This window comes from Faecalicoccus sp. (assembly GCF_036552745.1).
Classification (GTDB): Bacteria; Bacillota_I; Bacilli_A; order Erysipelotrichales; family Erysipelotrichaceae; genus Faecalicoccus.
In genome coordinates, this window is record NZ_JAXKBY010000024.1 from 1 (window position 1) to 17,086 (window position 17,086).

The 17,086-nt window shown below is 39.8% G+C and carries 26 protein-coding genes; 6 read left to right on the forward strand and 20 right to left on the reverse strand.

Annotated features, from left to right (window positions below):
- The 12 genes from U0M88_RS01090 to U0M88_RS01145 form a co-directional block, all read right to left on the reverse strand.
- On the reverse strand, window positions 1-1,636 hold a 1,636-nt coding region (locus tag U0M88_RS01090), incomplete at its 3' end, for a DNA polymerase (RefSeq protein WP_331868630.1).
- The gene (locus U0M88_RS01095) at window positions 1,633-2,235 is read right to left on the reverse strand and encodes a DUF2815 family protein (protein ID WP_331868631.1); all 603 of its coding nucleotides are present in this window, start codon (window positions 2,233-2,235) and stop codon (window positions 1,633-1,635) included. The genes U0M88_RS01095 and U0M88_RS01090, both read right to left, overlap by 4 nt.
- 14 nt (window positions 2,236-2,249) lie before the next feature.
- Window positions 2,250-3,392, reverse strand: coding sequence for a DUF2800 domain-containing protein (locus U0M88_RS01100; RefSeq protein WP_331868632.1), 1,143 nt, complete (start codon window positions 3,390-3,392; stop codon window positions 2,250-2,252).
- A complete protein-coding gene (locus U0M88_RS01105; RefSeq protein ID WP_331868633.1) occupies window positions 3,382-3,786 on the reverse strand; it encodes a hypothetical protein in 405 nt (134 codons plus the stop codon). Before U0M88_RS01105 ends, U0M88_RS01100 begins: the two co-directional genes overlap by 11 nt.
- 4 nt (window positions 3,787-3,790) lie before the next feature.
- Entirely contained in the window at window positions 3,791-3,985 is a 195-nt protein-coding gene (locus U0M88_RS01110; protein WP_331868634.1) for a hypothetical protein, read from the reverse strand.
- A 182-nt stretch (window positions 3,986-4,167) separates the two neighbouring features.
- Window positions 4,168-4,494, reverse strand: a complete 327-nt coding sequence (locus tag U0M88_RS01115) for a hypothetical protein (RefSeq protein ID WP_331868635.1) — start codon at window positions 4,492-4,494, stop codon at window positions 4,168-4,170.
- Complete coding sequence (locus U0M88_RS01120; RefSeq protein WP_331868636.1) at window positions 4,467-4,802, reverse strand: hypothetical protein; 336 nt, start codon at window positions 4,800-4,802, stop codon at window positions 4,467-4,469. Before U0M88_RS01120 ends, U0M88_RS01115 begins: the two co-directional genes overlap by 28 nt.
- Before the next feature lie 2 nt (window positions 4,803-4,804).
- Window positions 4,805-4,996, reverse strand: coding sequence for a hypothetical protein (locus U0M88_RS01125; protein WP_331868637.1), 192 nt, complete (start codon window positions 4,994-4,996; stop codon window positions 4,805-4,807).
- A 2-nt stretch (window positions 4,997-4,998) separates the two neighbouring features.
- The gene (locus tag U0M88_RS01130; protein WP_331868638.1) at window positions 4,999-5,172 is read right to left on the reverse strand and encodes a hypothetical protein; all 174 of its coding nucleotides are present in this window, start codon (window positions 5,170-5,172) and stop codon (window positions 4,999-5,001) included.
- Between the two features lie 141 nt (window positions 5,173-5,313).
- The gene (locus tag U0M88_RS01135) at window positions 5,314-5,529 is read right to left on the reverse strand and encodes a hypothetical protein (protein ID WP_331868639.1); all 216 of its coding nucleotides are present in this window, start codon (window positions 5,527-5,529) and stop codon (window positions 5,314-5,316) included.
- A 55-nt stretch (window positions 5,530-5,584) separates the two neighbouring features.
- A complete protein-coding gene (locus U0M88_RS01140) occupies window positions 5,585-5,725 on the reverse strand; it encodes a hypothetical protein (RefSeq protein WP_331868640.1) in 141 nt (46 codons plus the stop codon).
- Window positions 5,726-5,738: 13 nt separating this feature from the next.
- Complete coding sequence (locus U0M88_RS01145; RefSeq protein WP_331868641.1) at window positions 5,739-5,954, reverse strand: hypothetical protein; 216 nt, start codon at window positions 5,952-5,954, stop codon at window positions 5,739-5,741.
- A 51-nt stretch (window positions 5,955-6,005) separates the two neighbouring features.
- Here U0M88_RS01145 and U0M88_RS01150 point away from each other — a divergent pair, with 51 nt between their 5' ends.
- A complete protein-coding gene (locus U0M88_RS01150; protein WP_331868642.1) occupies window positions 6,006-6,494 on the forward strand; it encodes a hypothetical protein in 489 nt (162 codons plus the stop codon).
- Between the two features lie 69 nt (window positions 6,495-6,563).
- On the opposite strand, the gene U0M88_RS01155 is transcribed toward U0M88_RS01150, so the two are convergent.
- Window positions 6,564-6,827, reverse strand: a complete 264-nt coding sequence (locus U0M88_RS01155) for a hypothetical protein (protein ID WP_331868643.1) — start codon at window positions 6,825-6,827, stop codon at window positions 6,564-6,566.
- Window positions 6,828-6,929: 102 nt separating this feature from the next.
- Here U0M88_RS01155 and U0M88_RS01160 point away from each other — a divergent pair, with 102 nt between their 5' ends.
- Window positions 6,930-7,304, forward strand: a complete 375-nt coding sequence (locus U0M88_RS01160) for a DUF2513 domain-containing protein (protein WP_331868644.1) — start codon at window positions 6,930-6,932, stop codon at window positions 7,302-7,304.
- Between the two features lie 10 nt (window positions 7,305-7,314).
- Here the strand turns inward: U0M88_RS01160 and U0M88_RS01165 are convergent, their stop codons facing one another.
- Complete coding sequence (locus tag U0M88_RS01165) at window positions 7,315-7,482, reverse strand: hypothetical protein (protein WP_331868645.1); 168 nt, start codon at window positions 7,480-7,482, stop codon at window positions 7,315-7,317.
- Window positions 7,483-7,493: 11 nt separating this feature from the next.
- Window positions 7,494-7,715, reverse strand: coding sequence for a helix-turn-helix domain-containing protein (locus tag U0M88_RS01170; RefSeq protein ID WP_331868646.1), 222 nt, complete (start codon window positions 7,713-7,715; stop codon window positions 7,494-7,496).
- A 180-nt stretch (window positions 7,716-7,895) separates the two neighbouring features.
- On the opposite strand from U0M88_RS01170, the gene U0M88_RS01175 reads away from it, so the two are divergent.
- From U0M88_RS01175 to U0M88_RS01190, 4 genes are all read left to right on the forward strand, one after another.
- On the forward strand, window positions 7,896-8,612 hold the full coding sequence (locus tag U0M88_RS01175; protein ID WP_331868647.1) for a helix-turn-helix domain-containing protein: 717 nt from the start codon (window positions 7,896-7,898) through the stop codon (window positions 8,610-8,612).
- Window positions 8,613-8,675: 63 nt separating this feature from the next.
- The gene (locus tag U0M88_RS01180) at window positions 8,676-9,074 is read left to right on the forward strand and encodes a hypothetical protein (protein WP_331868648.1); all 399 of its coding nucleotides are present in this window, start codon (window positions 8,676-8,678) and stop codon (window positions 9,072-9,074) included.
- Window positions 9,075-9,176: 102 nt separating this feature from the next.
- The gene (locus tag U0M88_RS01185) at window positions 9,177-10,178 is read left to right on the forward strand and encodes an Abi family protein (RefSeq protein WP_331868649.1); all 1,002 of its coding nucleotides are present in this window, start codon (window positions 9,177-9,179) and stop codon (window positions 10,176-10,178) included.
- A 148-nt stretch (window positions 10,179-10,326) separates the two neighbouring features.
- Window positions 10,327-11,817 carry a recombinase family protein gene (locus U0M88_RS01190; RefSeq protein WP_331868650.1) on the forward strand — a complete coding sequence of 497 codons (1,491 nt, stop codon included), beginning with the start codon at window positions 10,327-10,329 and terminating at the stop codon, window positions 11,815-11,817.
- A 19-nt stretch (window positions 11,818-11,836) separates the two neighbouring features.
- On the opposite strand, the gene U0M88_RS01195 is transcribed toward U0M88_RS01190, so the two are convergent.
- The 5 genes from U0M88_RS01195 to U0M88_RS01215 form a co-directional block, all read right to left on the reverse strand.
- Complete coding sequence (locus tag U0M88_RS01195; RefSeq protein ID WP_331868651.1) at window positions 11,837-13,225, reverse strand: TldD/PmbA family protein; 1,389 nt, start codon at window positions 13,223-13,225, stop codon at window positions 11,837-11,839.
- A gap of 51 nt (window positions 13,226-13,276) precedes the next feature.
- A complete protein-coding gene (locus tag U0M88_RS01200) occupies window positions 13,277-13,951 on the reverse strand; it encodes an N-acetylmannosamine-6-phosphate 2-epimerase (RefSeq protein WP_420913462.1) in 675 nt (224 codons plus the stop codon).
- Window positions 13,952-14,130: 179 nt separating this feature from the next.
- The gene (locus U0M88_RS01205; RefSeq protein ID WP_331868652.1) at window positions 14,131-15,492 is read right to left on the reverse strand and encodes an MATE family efflux transporter; all 1,362 of its coding nucleotides are present in this window, start codon (window positions 15,490-15,492) and stop codon (window positions 14,131-14,133) included.
- 65 nt (window positions 15,493-15,557) lie between these two features.
- Entirely contained in the window at window positions 15,558-15,980 is a 423-nt protein-coding gene (locus tag U0M88_RS01210; RefSeq protein ID WP_331868653.1) for a hypothetical protein, read from the reverse strand.
- Window positions 15,929-16,903, reverse strand: a complete 975-nt coding sequence (locus U0M88_RS01215; protein ID WP_331868654.1) for a hypothetical protein — start codon at window positions 16,901-16,903, stop codon at window positions 15,929-15,931. Before U0M88_RS01215 ends, U0M88_RS01210 begins: the two co-directional genes overlap by 52 nt.
- Between the last annotated feature and the right edge of the window lie 183 nt (window positions 16,904-17,086).

Here is a 17,086-nt window from a genome sequence, read left to right on the forward strand (position 1 = left end):
CCCTACCGTCAAATCGGGGCTGTACATAGGCCAGTGATCGTCCGGACGGCAGCTGCATAAACAGGATGCCTTTGGCGTACTTGAAACTGACGCCATGACGGCATTTGACTCTTAGCCTGGTATCGATGGCCTCAATGGCGGCATCGCCTAACTCTCTCCATAGCTTGACCACGTGAGGACTTGAGCGCCGCCACTTTTTGACGATGTCATCCATCTCTTTTTCAGACAGACCCATTTGCTCACCGCCCATCTTTCGTAAGGCTCCGACACCGCCGCCATAACCACAGGCCAGTTCCGCTACCTTACCTTTTTTACGGAGATGGCTGTTCTGGCCATGCTTTTCGACCGGCACGCCGAACATCTGTGTGGCTGACATACAGTAGATATCGCCACCATTGGCAAATACATCCTGTCGCCATTTCTCGTCGGCCATCCATGCGACCACTCTAGCCTCAATGGCTGAGTAGTCAGCAATAGCAAAGGTCATCCCTTCCGGCGGTACGATGAGTGTTCGTATCAGTGTGGAAAATACATCGTTCATCGAGCCATATAGCATTTCGATCTCGTCCCATTGTTTGGATTTGACCAGCTGACGAGCTAAGGCGATATCCTCAAAAGCGTTACGAGGGAAGTTCTGTGGCTGGATCAGTCGACCCGCCCATCGTCCGGTACGTCCTGCGCCGTAAAACTGAAAAGCTCCGTGGATGCGTCCGTCACTGCAGATGGATCTCTCGAAAGCCTCGTATTTCTTGACCGACGTCCTGCCCGTCTCTTGTCTCAGCTCCAGGATGCGCTTTGAGCTAGGCTTGAGGTCTAACTTGAGCAGTTGGTCAACGTCATCTTTTGTCAGACTGTCGATCTGTCGCCCCTCCTGTTCGCTCAGCCATTGCTTGAGCTGCACGATGGAGTGGACATTGATTCCGCCTGTGAGCTCTTCACACTCTTTTCTAAGAGCCGCCTCATACTCTTCGGAGTAACCGATGACGTTAGTCATTAGCTCTGTATCGACCCCGATGCCGTAATCATTGATTGATTGATCCAGGCAGTACAGTATCTGCTCACTGTCCGGCAAAGGAAACTTCATGAGCCGATCATAGATGGCTTGTTCCGTGACCACATCTTGACGGTTGTACTCTTTAAAGAGATCCCACTTCTCCGGGTCATGATGGGGATAGTTCCTTGTCCGTTGCCCATTGGCCTGTGTCGGCTTACACGGCTTGCAGAAATAAGTGATCAACCTTTTTCCAACCGCCATTTTCTGCTTGTCCTCGCCAAGATTGAGGGCCTTACCGACATCAGCCAGTGATGCCGGTAAGCCTAGTGATAAAGCATGGACCATTGTGCAGTGCCACGCCTCTGGATCTAAATGAGTATTGAGAAACTTAGATAAACAGATTCTTTCAAACGCTGCGTTATGAGCTACTTTGGTAATGCCCTCATCGGCGATATCCTCAAGTACGTCTTTCGGTATTTGTTCTCCCTGCGCCAGATCAATGACAGTTACCGAATCATCGTCGTAGGCATAGGCAAGCAGTAAGATTTCAAAGTTGGGGCTATCGACGTAGCGATACGCCCCACACTTGCCGATGTCGATGTCCGAGTACGTCTCTAAATCGATATGTAATACTCGACTCATCCAAGCAGATCGTCATCGTAGTCTTCGCCTTTGAACTCATCCGCAAAGTCATCGGATGCCGAAGTCCAGCCGCTGAATCGTTCCCCGTCTCTGGTCTTTAAGACGTTATTCAGAGATGCCGAGATACCGGTCTGTACGTTGGAGTACGGATAGACACTCAGCGATACTTTTCCATAGCAGCCGCTGTAAACGATGTCTTCCCCGCCGTTGTCTTTTGTTAAAAGGGTGCCCTTGCCTGTTTCGCGTGATAAGACCTGAGGTGCCTTAGTGCTTTTCAGATTCATGATGTAATGTCCTGCATAGTTTCCATCGGTTGACAACTCTTCGTCCTGATCGGCGTCACGTAACAGTCCGTAGTTGCTTCCAATCGGACGAATCAATGGACTGGCCTTGCTAGCAAAGGCTTTTCCGTATTTCTCAACGCCTTCCTGCTTGGCCTGTTCGTAGGCTGCTTTGATGGCCTCAATTGTCTTTTTGTCCGTTTTCGGAATCAGAATTGCCATCGAATACTTGGCCTCCTGTCCTTCCTGGAACGCATACGGTTCAAATAGATGACAAAAGCTAAATCTTACTTCTCCTGTTTTTACTTTTACTGACATTGTGTGTTTCCTCCTTATTTCAAATCTTCCGCAAAGTCATTTGCGGCACTGTCATATTCCGGTCTTTTATCGCTCTCCGGAACGAGCGTTGGCTTGCCTTTCGGCTTGCCGATGTATGGCATAGCGATACCGGTAAAGAGCTTCTTGCCGATACGCTTTTCCAATGTGGTTATCGTTTCTAATTTCGGCTTGGTCATGGTGACGTCATCGCCATACCCCATCTTGTGGAGCGCATCGATGAGTCCAGGCTCGTCCAACACCTTTCGATTGGATCGTCCCTCAACAACCTTAAAGCCTTTAAACTTGGTGCCTTCTAGGGCCCGATCTAAGGCATACTGCTGTAGATCCTTTGCCCAGCTGATGATCTCGTCCAGGATCGGCAGGGCCTGTTCAATCTGTTCCTGTGTTAACAGACCCGGTTCATTGGCAAAGCCTGTTTCTTTTAGATTTTCCGTGTTGGCTTTCATACGAGCCTCACAGTTGCCTCTTACTTTACAAAACTTGCACCAGTCACCCGGCTTTTGTTCGCCCTCGCCTTTGATGGCTAACTCTGCTTTTGGTTTGACCTCTTTGTCCATCCACTCTTCCAATTCCTCAACGGTATAGTCCGCAGTTGAGATATTATCGATACGAGGTTGATAGATATGTACCCGGACCTTGTCAAAACCATAAAGCAAACCGAAGGTATCTAAGGCACCTGCAGCATAGAGCCGAGCTTGGGTATTGCCAACCGCATCGACCTTGACACCCTTACCGTACTTGAGGTCAATGACATGGAGCGTATCGTCACCGATGATGACAGCATCGCCAGTCCCAAATCCCTCAGGCACCCATCGGCTAAAGTCAAGCTTTTGCTCGATGAGCAGTTGCGCATCCGGAGTCTTGGCTTTTTCCTCGTTAAACACTTCGATGACGTAATCACGATAGGCGTCTGTACACTCCTGCATCTCACCATCGAGAGCTTTAAACCTACTGCTCTTTTTGCCGGACTTGAGCCAACCATTGAGTTTCTTTTCGGCCAGCTTATGAGCCTCTGTACCTTCCTGCGCAAACTCGCTGGTCGTGTCCGGTACATTTTTTTCGAGTAATGCCGATGGTGTACATTCCAGCCATCGATGGGATGCAGAGGCAGATAAGGTCGCATGTTTATCTGGCATTGTCGCAATCCTCCATAAAGTCTGCGTACTTCTCTTCCGGTAACTCCGTCAGCTTATTGATGTTATATTGTGTCAGCAAGACTTTAAATGCTGGCTTGCCTTTTCGCTTGATAAAGTCTGCCCCAGCCGCACGGATCTCTTCTGTTGTGTACTTTTTAGCCGGCTCTTCCTTCGGTGCCTCATCCACCTTGATCGGATCTGGCTCGATCGTTTCCCAAGGTCTGTCCGGTTCTTCCTCTTTTTCCACTTCGGCGGTCTTATCGACCTTTGCGATATGCTCCTTTTTCTCATCCGCTACAAATCCCGATACGACGAGATTGGCATAAAAGTTTGACAATTTACGGCTAAACTCCAAAGCCTTGTCATCGGCTGTAATTTTTAAATTGATATCCATCTCTCTAGTCCTCCTCATTGTCTTCAATCACTAAACGTTTTAGCGCAAAATCTATCAGTATATCACCTAAAGCTCCTTTGACGTAGCCTGTCTCTTTGGCAATATCCTGGATCTTGTCAAACAGATCCACACTGATCATCAACGGCTTACGGAGCGTCTGCTCCGGCCGTGTATTTCTTTTAACTACTAATTGATCCATTATTTTTTCTTCCTTTCTCTTTCTGCCTGGATACCTCGTATCCGGCCATAGTTGTAAATGTAGATCAGCCCCATTAGGATTTCCGGTTGAGACTGATATATTTGGGGTATCAGATGCAGCGCTTCCGCATCCGGTAAATACTGCTTATCCAGTATCTTTAGTAATCCCCCCCCCGTAGGGATTTAGTACTGTTGTTCAATTTTCTTTTTCCTTTCTTTCCATTTCTTTTTGTTGGCTAAGTAACCATCCTTGTAAAATTGACCATCTATGTAAGACAGATAATCAAAACTCTTGAGATATATCGTTGTATCAAATAGTCCACCCTCTTCGAAGTAGCAGCTTTTACATCCTACAAAGCCACTGATCATATAAGTCAGTCCAACCTTTGTCTCATGTCCGCAGTACGGACATTTAATGATGACCTCCATTTTGTTTGGATGGTCTTTGATGATTGGGATAAGTGGTTGCGTAATAGACAAGGCTATATGTTTACCGTCCCCAGTTCGCATTTCGAATCTCCTCTCTCATCCTCCACGCTTTGCTGAGCTGCGCCTGTAATGACATCAGCCGACGGTTGGTCTCGATTATAAAGTGCGTTAGCTCCGCCTCGGTGTCGGCGAGCTTGTAACCCCTTGCGGTCACTAAAGCCAACGATCAGTGTGTTGGCAAATCGACCGGTACCGAGATTGACTCGCTCCTTGATGTTGCGGAGCTGTCGGTCCGGATGCTTGGACTTAATGTTGAGCGCCTTGACAAGATCCGCTCTTGACATCTTTCCGGTACGTCTCAATACATCAACAAGTACATCGTCGATCATAGTTAAGCCTCCACATTGCCATCAGTCTGTCCCTCCCCCGCATGGAATAATTCACGTGAAATAAAGGAGGCCATAATTCCCATCGGCAATATGATTTCAAGGTCTTTCGTTTCATCGAAAAATTTTTCCGTGGCTTTCGCCGCTGCCTTAATAAACTGTTCTTCCGTAATTGTTATTGGTTCTTTTTTAAACATTTTTAATCTCCTTCTTTCTTGCACCATTCGGGGTACACCCAAAAGTGGGTACCTTTGATTCGGCCAAGCGTTACGCTCGTTCCGTTTCCACCGCCTGCCGGGTAGGTCTTGGACTGCACGATTGGCCGTCCGTCCATCTTGTAGATCCAGTCATTTTTTATCGGTTGACGTCCCATATCGGTCAGGAACGCCTCAGCTGAGAAATACAGGCGCTTAGCTCTAAATACATCGAGGGTCATGATACGTTACCTTCTTTTTGCATATGTTTTTCTCCTCTCTTTTGTGTTAAAATAGAAGTGGATTAAAAAGACAATCCACTATTGAGCGCTCTCTACTTTTGCCGGTGATTGCGCTTTTTCTTCTTCACCCAATAGAATTTCTTCTGTTTTCTTTATAAGAATTACGGACATAAACGTCATAGCAATTCCTATTTCAATATCCTTTGTTTGTTTAAAAGATTCTGCAGCCTCAGAAACAGTAGCTTTTTGATAAGCCTCTTTAAATTGTTCTATTGTAAAACTCTTTTCCTTCATGTGGTAGATTTCCTTTCTCTGTGATAAAATGTTCTTGGATTATTAAAAGAATCCACTATTTAGCGCTCTTGCTTTGGTCGGCAGTAGGCGCTTTTTCTTTTTCAACGGATAGGAAGAAAACTCTTACCGCTTCTTCCAATCTTTTCCTTACTACTTCTGGTGGATCGTTCGATGGAATCACAGTTACATTAATCATCTCATTACTCCTTTCATCCAAAGATAAAACCAAATGCAGCAACAGACCCCATAATGACTGTAATCAGGCTCATAGCGATAAAGCATCCTAGAATGACATATCCAACTAGTCCTACTTTCTGATCAATTACAATCGTTATATTCGGATCTTCCTTGATTACCTTTTTAGTTCGATTCACCCATTCGAAAGCTTCTGTGTGGATAAAATCTTTTTCAGGCAGTTTGTTCATTATTACCATCCCCTTTCGTGTTAGAATTTTTATAGATTGCGAGGTAATCTTATGGACATCCATATTTCTATTGATACCCTTATTTCCATGTTAGCTTTGCTTGTCGCTCTTTATAGCGTTTGGTACACAAGACGTTTTAATCGTCCTCGTATCCAAATCGAAGGATTTGAATGTGATTTGAAATCCTATGACTATCCATGTATAGATTTCACTTTGTTAAACGTTTCCAACGTCCCAATTACAATCAAGTCCATCATCTTTAAATCAAATGAAAAAGTAGTAGATCCTGTTTTGGATTATGAAGGGCCAACGTATTCATTGACCAGTCCGCTAGGCATCACCCAAACTTATCCAGTGCTTGACGCTGATCCGATTATGTTAGATGAGCCGATTACTTTATTACCTAACTCAGATATAGACTTTAGATATTACTTCCCTGAACTTTCTGGAAAGTTGGAAATCACTGTAAAAACAAATCGATTTTTGTCGGTATTCTCTAAAAAGAAATCATTTGTTTTCCGAACGAACAAGCGCAACTAGTATCATGATTTGACATACCAGTGTACCTATATTGATTAGCAGTGTGATTGTTTCCATATATCTATCTTCCTAAGGCTTATAATCAAAAGTGTGGCCTGGTATCTCTTCAGGGTTTAAGGAATGTTTATATTCCCCATATTCTGATTTAGCAGTAAAAGATAATGGTGTTTTACTTTCTTCGATTTCTTTTCCATCAACTACTAACTTTCTACTGACTTTTACGAACCCTAAACTTGCATCGTGTAGCTGTTCAACCAACCCATGCACCCAATTCTCAATCTCTTCTTTATTTTCAATTTTGATATATATTTTGACTTCCTTTTTCTCTTCCATTCCGCCACCTCCTAATCTGTTTTGAAGAGTTCTTTATTAGTTTCTTGATTCTTTCGTTTTTTCCAGTCCTTGCTATAATGAGTTTGGAAAGGAGGGCAAATAATGAAACTCGATCACGACTTAGTTAGATTAGTATTACTTGAAATTGAAGATAAAACTACGATAAAAGATGATTTACAAATTAGCGATTTTTCAATTCCAAACTATTCTAACGAAGAGATTACATATACTATCCAAAAGCTAAATGAAGCAGGATATATAAATGCCAAGATAAAGTCTTTTATAGGTGGATCAGTATTTTTTGTAGATTCTTTAACTTGGGACGGACATCAATTTTTAGATAATATTCGTGATGATAATGTTTGGGATAAAACAAAAGGAATACTTTCGAAATTTTCATCCGCTTCTTTATCAATTGCCAGTGATGTAGCCGCTAATGTAATAACAAAACTAATCAATCAACAGATGGGGTTCTAATGAACTCCTTCTATTTTTTCTGTCTGCTTAATGTTTCAAAATTTAAATAAAGTTCGTATTGACCTTCTTTAAATTCAAGTTTTAAATATGTGATTGGTTCTTTATTCAGATCTAATCCATCTAAGGTACATTCTCCAGTTTCATTGTCGATTACTAGTTTTTTAAATGTCGATTCCATCTCTCCACCTCCTAATCTGTTTTGAAGAGTTCGCTAACATCTACGCCCAAGGCTGCAGCCAATCTCACAATTTCATTAATTTTTAAAATTCTACGATCTCCAATAACGTCACATAATGCCTGAGGTGTCATTCCAGCGTTCTCTGCAATTGCATTTTGTTTGAACCCTTTATCATTAATCACCCTAACTATATTCTTAACTACAGGATGATTAACTTTGGCTATTTTGTTCAATTTAATCAACCTCCCTTCTCGAAAGTTTGCTTTTCTCAACTTTCAATCATATATTAGTCGAGTAATTCGACTTTGTCAATATTTTTCTTTATAAAAGTTTGAATTTATCAAACTTTTTGTATTGATTATTCAATATAGTGACTATATAATGAAGATGTAAATAGAATTGAGGTGATTTACATGGCTTTTAAAGATAGACTAAAAGAAGCTAGATTAGCAGCTAATTTAACTCAAAAGCAAATTGCAAATATAATTGGAGTAGCAAAATCAACTTTTACTGGATATGAAAAAGGAAATAGTGAGCCAAATATGGCTACTGTTCAAAAAATAATGGATGCACTAAATATTGATGCAAACTTCCTTTGGCAAGATGAAATGAGAAATACAACTCAATTTGTTGTTTCAATAGAAGAAAAAGAACATATAAAAAAATATCGCTCATTAAGCGAACACGGAAAGAAAATGGCTGATTCTTTTCTGGATATGCAATATGAATACGAAAAACAAGAATCTATGAAAGAAGAATCATATCCAATGATTCCTAAAGTTTTATACGGATGTTCACCTAGCGCCGGTGTTGGAAATTACTTACCCGACGATATAGACGAAAGTTCGATTATGGTTCCGGACACTCCAAAAACAAGAAAAGCAGATTATGTTTTAAAGGTTGATGGAAAAAGTATGGAGCCGGAATACATGGATGGGGATTTAGTATTGGTTAAGAAACAGGATCAAGTTGATATCGGTGAAGTTGGTATCTATTTAGTAGATGGCGAGGCTTTGATCAAAGAGGCTCAGAATGGATATTTACATTCATTGAATCCTGAATTCGGAAATATTGACTTGAATGAGAATTCAGAAGTTCACTGTATGGGAAAGGTCATCGGAAAATTATGAAAAGAATCGGCTATCTAGAATTAAATATGCGCAATTTATAAAATCTACAGGAGGATAAAAGAAATGGAAGTAAACAAAGGCGAGAACTATTTAGGCAACGTAGTAAGAATCATTAGCAATAAAGAATTAATTATCGATGTTGGAGAAGAAGATTTAACGGTAGGTGATAAAGTTCAGATATATACAGTATTTGATGAATTAACAGACTTAGAAGGAAATTCATTGGGACCGTATGAAAACATAAAAGAAACACTGGATGTAGTTCAAACGTCAAAAAATTACTCTGTCTGCAAGAAAATAGTGACCAAAAAATCTTCAAGTTATGCGATTTTAAGTTCGTTCTCCAACGTTGAATATAAAGTGGCTGAAAAATTAAATATTAACGAAGAAGACATCAAGCCGTTAACTGAATATAAAGATGATAAAGAGATTCATGTTGGTGACTATGTAAAAAAGTATTGATAAAAACAGGCATAACTTATATAATGAAAAGGAACGGAAGTGGGCGCAATTCATGTGCCTAGTTTAAACCTCCTTTTCATAGAGAAGGAGGTTTTTACTTTTATGAGTACTCAAACATCGTCCTTTGATAAGCCATTCAAAACATACGATGAACTTTTGAATCTTTTGGAAGCAAGAAATATAATTATACCCGATAGAAACTCGGCGCGAATTAAGCTTTCTACTATATCATATTACTCCTTAGTTAATGGATATAAAGATTTATATGAACGAGATAAATCTGATAAATTTATTGAACCTATTGAATTTGATGATTTATATATTCTCTATAATTTTGAGACATCGCTCAACAATATTATTTTCAAATACATCATATATGTAGAAAAAGCTTTAAAGTCATCAATATCTTACATAGTTTCTGAGAAATACGGTGTTTTCACAGATTATAACGATTTAAAAAATACCAATCCCAATGATTATTTATATCGGAAGAATTACAGATCAAAACTTGAAACTCAACAGATCCTTAGGGATATAAAATTAAAGATTCAAAATAGCGCAAATGAAAGTGTGTGTCATTATAAAAACAACCATAACCATATTCCCTGTTGGATTGTTGTTAATGACATTCCTTTCGGAGCAGCGATCAAATGGTTTGAAATTTTGAAAGGATATGATAAGACATTTGTGGCTGAAGTTCTATTTAAGAACATACATTTCTCTTCGGATGAAAAGAAAGAATTTTTAAATAAGGGATTAACTATTTTACGTAAATACCGAAATAATATTGCTCACGGAAATAAAATCTTTATAAATTACATCACAGAAGAATTACCTAAAAGACAGGTGTTGAAAATTGCCAGAGGAGAAATAACAGACACAGACTATAAAAACGGAATAGGAAGAAACGATATTTTTGCAGTAATTATTGCCCTATATGCTATTTTATACAAAGATCATAGGATATTATTCCTAAACGAAATAATAAATCTATTTAGTTCCTATGCGGAATATAGATTTATGAATGGAAAAGACGTATTGGAAATGCTTAGCTTACCAAATGATTTTGTTTCAAAACTAATAAATCTTAATTCATTTCAATAAAAAAATCCTCTCAGCACCACCTGAGAGGATATGACAGAATGCAGATACACCACATATCTGCAGTACAGAAAAAGTTTATCTACCACGATATATGCTTTTTCTGTACCCATTTTACCAAATTTAGATATAAAAAGAAAGGATGGGTACTATGTTTTACTATATCATGTACTTACGTAAATCTCGTGCAGACGATCCAAATGAAAGTATAGATGAAGTTTTAGCCAAGCATGAACGAATACTGCAAAACTATGCGTTATTAAATTACAAAGCCAAAATACCGGAAGAAAATATATATCGAGAAGTAGTTTCCGGTGAGACCATTGACGATCGCCCTGAAATCAATCATGTTTTCGAAAGAATGCAAGATAAAGAATGCCGTGGTGTTTTGGTTGTTGACCCACAACGATTGAGCCGTGGAGATTTGATTGACTGTGGTACGATATTGCGACTTTTCAAATATACCAATACTCTAATTGTTACTCCTCGAAAGTCTTTTGATTTATCTGATAAATACGATGAGAAAAGCATTAAAAATGAACTGATGCAGGGATCGGAATATTTGGACTATATCAAAGAAATTATGGCCAGAGGACGTGAACAATCCGTGTTATTAGAAAATAACTATATTTGGCCTGTACCACCTTATGGATATAAAAAAGTAGTGGAGGGAAAGCATCAAAAATTGGTTGTTGATCCGATTGAAGGCCCATACGTTACATATGCTTTTAAAAGAAGTGCTGAAGGTGTCGGTGCTAGGCGTATTGGGAACGAGATAGAAGCAATGGGAGCACGGCCAAGAAAAGCAGAACATTTTCTCCCGGACTATATTAATAGAATATTACAAAATAAAGTTTATCTAGGTCATCTTTGTTGGCAAAAAACAAAAACAATAAAAAGAGTCGATGGGAAAAATCTAGTATCTAAACGCATCTGTAACCAGGAATATTTAGTCATAGAAAATACACACGAAGCTCTTATTGATGAAGAAACATTCAACCTAGTTCAGGAAAAACACAGAGCTCCTAGAGTCAAATCTTCTAAAGTTTTACAAAATCCACTTGCTGGACTTTTGAAATGTAAGAAATGCGGATCTTCTGTAGAACGTAAAACGATAAAAGGAAAAAGACCTAGATATTTTTGTCGTCGAACTCAATATTGTAAAAATAGATCCGTCTATATGGATGCTGTAATTGATGCTGTCATAAAAGGACTGAAAGAAAAGCTGGAAGACTTTGAAATTAAAGTTACCAGTAATGATGAAAGCGAAATGGATCAAAAAGTAAAAATGATCAAAGCAATTGATCTAAAATTAGAGAACTTAGAGGAAAAACAAAATCGCTTGTATGACTTTTTAGAAAACGGAATCTACACTAAAGATGTATTTATGAACCGTAATGAATTGATAGAGAAAGATAAAAAAACACTTCTCAACGAAAAGAAAAACGTAGAGCAAATCATAAGTTCTGTCAAGCCAACAAAAGAAAAAATAGCCTCATTGCATAAAGCGATAGATATGCTAAGTGATCCATCTTTACCAGCTGAAAATGTCAATATATTTTTAAAATCATTCATCAAAGTCATGTACTACGAAAAAGGCTGTACATCCGAAGATATACAGCTTGAAATTTTACTAAAATAAGTAGGTATCATACGGCAGTCTATTCATTTGCCGTACCTCCTACTGTAATACTGGAAACACGAATAGCCGGCTGTCCGACATCGACCGGAATACTACCGGAAGCCGAACCACACATCCCCTGTGCTCTTTCCAGATTGTTGCTGACTTTATCGATGTTCATCAAGATATCTTTTCCGTTTCCAATTAAGGATGCGCCCTTTACCGGATACGTGATCTTTCCGTTTTCGATCATATAGCCTTCGTTGACCGCAAAGTTAAACTCCCCGGTTTGTGGATTGACACTGCCGCCACCCATCTTTTTGGCATACAATCCTTTTTGAATACCGGTAAACAGATCTTCAAAAGAATCCTTTCCCGGCGCAATATACGTATTCGACATACGAGATGTCGGCTCAAATTTATACGACTGACGACGACCGGAACCGGTACTTCCCATATGCATGCGTCTGGCATTTAAGCGATCAATCATGTAGCTTTGAAGAACACCATCCTTGATCAAGACACGTTTAAACTGAGGATTTCCTTCATCATCGATATTTTCACTGCCCCAGGCACCCGGAATCGTACCATCATCAATAGCCGTTACACAATCACTGGCAATCTTTTCATTCAACTTTCCGGTAAAGACACTCTGGTTTTTCGCAACCGATGTGGCCTCCAAAGAATGACCACAGGCTTCATGGAAAATAACTCCACCAAAGCCATTATCGATGACTACCGGCATTTTTCCTGACGGACAGTCCTTTGCCTCTAATAAAACCAATGCTGTGCGTGCGGCCTCTTTTCCAATCGATTCCGGTGTGGTCTGATCAAAGAATTCCAATCCCTGACTGGCTCCCGGACTGTCGCTTCCGGACTGCATAGAAGAAGCATCCTGCGCAAAAGCTGTGATGGGCATACGCACACGAGTTCGTGTATCCTTGACAAATTTTCCTTCACTGGTGGAAATTTGTACCTTCTGGCGCACACTGCTTAAAGAGCCGGTCACTTTTACAATGCGATCATCTGCTTCTTTAGCTGCTTTATACGCTCTTTTCAACAACGCTACCTTTTCCTCTAAAGAGGCTTCGATCGGATTTTTGACGATCGGATGATGATTTTCAATCACCGATTCCGTTAGACGGATTGTTACTTCCTGATTACTTGTACCCAAAGCGCTTTTTAAATCATCCACCAGCGCAAAAACTGTATTCTGATCCAACTCATTTGTATATCCATAAACGGACTGTACACCTTTATACAGACGAATTCCAATGCCCGCACGAACCACACGGTTCATCTCTTCGACATCACCATTTAACATTGAGATTTCTTCACTGGTCGTATCTTCTTCAAAAAGCTCCGCAAAATCCGCTTCACTTTGCATACAACGCGAAAGAATCACTTCACATTGTTCTTTGGTTAACATACTGCACCTCCAATATCCCCATTATAACAAAAAAGACCTCTAAAAGGTCTTTTATTGAATCGCATCTACAAATCTTTTTGTGATGACCTGAGGACGCGTAATGATGGAACCTACAACTACACTGTAAGAACCAATCTCCAAAACACGTCTTGCCTTTTCCGGTGTATCGATATTTCCTTCGGCAATGATAGGACGATCGATCTTAGAAACCAGTTCACGGATGATTTCAAAATCATTGGATTCAATATGCAATCCCTTTGATTCTTCGGTATATCCTACCAAAGTAGTACCGACAAAATCAAATCCTAATTCAGCGGCATGCAACATTTCATCCAAAGTTGAACAATCCGCCATCAAAAGCTGTTCCGGATATTTAGCACGAATATCTTTATAGAATTCATCCAATGTCTTTCCATCCGGACGTACATGACAAGTCGCATCTAAAGCGATTACTTCCGGACCGGCTTCCATTAACTCATCAATCTCCTTCATTGTCGGTGTGATGTAAACCGGATTATCGCCATAGTTGCGCTTAATGATACCAATGACCGGTAAATCTACCTGTTTTTTGATTTCAATGATATCACTCACACTATTGGCACGAATTCCTTTGGCGCCACCTTGTTTTGCTGCGACGGCCATACGGCCCATAATAAAGGAAGAATGCAGCGGTTCTTCCGGCAAAGCCTGACAGGAAACAATCAGCTTGCCCTTAACTTGATCCATCTTTTTCATATCTTTATGATACCACACTCCCCTAAAAAATTGGGTATTTCCCAAAGAAAAAACTCGTATAATTTCCATTATACGAGTCAAACAATAGGTCGAATGGTTGCCTATTTATTTTCACAACATCATTATAAGCCTATCAAAACAATATGTAAACCGTTTTGTGTTTCGCTGCTTTATCCTTCTATTTCCAGACGTTTTAAATGCTTCCATTCCCGTAAGACAAAAATCAGGGAAACGATAAAGGCTACGCCATCCGCAACCGGCGCACTGTACATGATTCCATCTAAGCCTAAAAAATGAGGTAGGATCAAGACCAGCGGTATAAAGAACAATACCTGTCTTGTCAAAGAAAGCACCATACCTTTTAACGGTTTACCAACCGCTGAAAAATAACCTGAGGAAATAATTTGAATACTGATCACACAAGTCAGGGATAAAAAGATCTTCATAAAATGTATGGCAAATTCAAAATATAATGGATCGCCAGTTCCAAACAAGGAAAGGATCGGTGCCGTAAATAACTGAAAACAAGCCCAGCCAATGATCGAAACAGCCAAACCATAGCTTAAAGATAGCCGCAAGGTTTGACGTACCCTTTCATACGATTTAGCACCATAGTTAAAACCAACGATGGGCTGTGTTCCTTGTGAAATCCCAATAATTACGGCCATCAAGATCGAATTGACCTTCATCACGATTCCACAGGCTGCCAACGGAATATCCTGTCCATAGACGGAAAACTGACCATAATATACCAGTGAATTATTTAAAACGATCTGCACGACAAGAATGGCACACTGATTGATCGATGCACTGATACCGATAGCCGCCGTTTCCAGCGTTTGATGAAGAGAAAAACGGAAGTCTTTTCGTTCCAGTTGAACATGTTTAAAGTTTTTTAAGTAAATCGCACCGACCACAAACGAACCAACCTGACCGATCACAGTCGCCCAGGCAGCCCCGGCCACACCCATGCCGAAAATAAAGATAAAGATCGGATCCAGAATCGTATTCATGGCAGCACCAACCAACATACAAGCCATAGAGTATTTTGGACTGCCATCGGCACGAATCATATTACTGAGAACATTAGTACCGATCAAAAACGGCGCTCCTAATGTCGTGATCGAAGTATATTGCAGGGCATAAGGCAAAATACGATCTGTAGCCCCAAAGGCCCGCATCAAAGGTGTCAGAAACAAGAACACAAGAATCACATAGATCACACTGCTGATCAACATAGCCATGATTCCGTTTCCAATCACGTGTCTTGCCTTATCGTTTTCTTTAGCACCTAGATAAAGAGAAAAACGAGAAGCCGATCCGATTCCAATCAACAACGAGATAGCCAGTGTAATCGTAGTTAAAGGGAACGCAACATTGGTGGCCGCATTCCCTAAATAACCAACACCCTGACCGATAAAAATCTGATCGATAATATTATATAATGAGCTTACCAGCATTGAAATGATGCTGGGAATCGCAAAACTTCTTAACAGCTTTGACGGCTTTTCAATTCCAAGAATATTCTCCATACACATCTCCTACTTACTTTCCACGAAATGCAGTATAAAGATTTCATTAAGATTTTTCAAGTTTTTTATTTCTCAATATCGATCTTATCTTCTACATCTACACGATAGTCTTCGGCATCCTCGATGGCTTCCTGCTCACTATCATCCTGTGAATACAAATAAGATACATCCACGCTGATCTTTCCAATACCATCTTTTGTCGGTTTTAAGCCCGATGCAGTAGCCATATAATACTCTACATGATTAACCGTATCACCATCATATGTTGAAGTAATATCTGCTTTATAAATCAGCTTCAAAGAGCCTTCTCCACTTCCCTTTGCATATGTATAGTAAGCTGCGATTTGATTCAATGAATTTACGGTAATTGTTTCTTTTCCAAAGTATTGATACGTTGTATCCTTTGCCTTTTTCATTACTTTATCATAGGCTCTGTCTAACACCGTTTTTTGATCTTCTTTAGAAAGATCATCCCAGGTGCGATACACCTCTCTTCTAAGCCTTCTACCTCAATCGTCTTCGAGGCTTTAGTAACATCCAACTTTAAACTATTGGCCGTTTCCTTAGAATAATTGGCTGTAATTGTAACTTCATCCCCATTTGATAGTTCACCATTATTTTCAACTTCATAAGTTACACCATAAATAAATGAAGTAATATTCGCATTGGTATGATCATAATCCGCAGTCCCTTCTACCGTTGCACTTCCCTCACCATCATAGCCGGAGAAAGTTACCTGGACATCGGAAACAAGATCAAGAGGTGTCTTTTTAAACATGTTGTATAAACCAAAGCCTACACATCCTACTAAAACAGCGACACACACAGATACAATAACAATCAATGTTTTCTTACCCTTTGGATCTTTGGCAAATGACTGCAGCTTCTTAATTAAATTTTCTGTTCCCTGTTCAAATTTTGTACTATTCACACTTTCCCCTTTTTTATCCATACGCATAAAGAGGATGGCAACAATCAAATACGAGATATGCGCAAGAAATAAAATAATAAACGGAATTTTCATGGACTCAATGTTTTGAAGATTATAGGCAGAAGATAACATACCACCAAAATCCATTCTTGCGACACTGGAAAGAGCACTGACCGTAGAAACCCCATAGATCTCAAACAATAAAGCTACCACACTAATCACAAAAGGAATCACAGTCATTTCCTTTTTCTCTTTGAAATAGAAAATCTTTAATCCCCAGCCAATGACTAATAAAATCACCAGCAGTAAATCAATGTAATACAATATGCAGGCAAAGCTCAAACCACTTAAAGAATTCGATAAGGCTGATGCATAATCCGACCATGAAGATCCACTGTTGGATAAATTCCCCACGCCGGAATAACAGATCAGTGCCATCAATATCATCAAACCACCACTTACGATATTCGCAATATACAAATTCTTGTTTGTTATATACTTTCTCCTCTTAAATATTTCATGAATCTATAACAATCTTATAACATAATTATACATATTTTACACATAAAATTAATATGATTTAGTTGTCTATTTCAAATCCAGTATCATCATCATAGTTATAGACAATCTTATATCCATAAGAATTGATTCACGATTATAGAC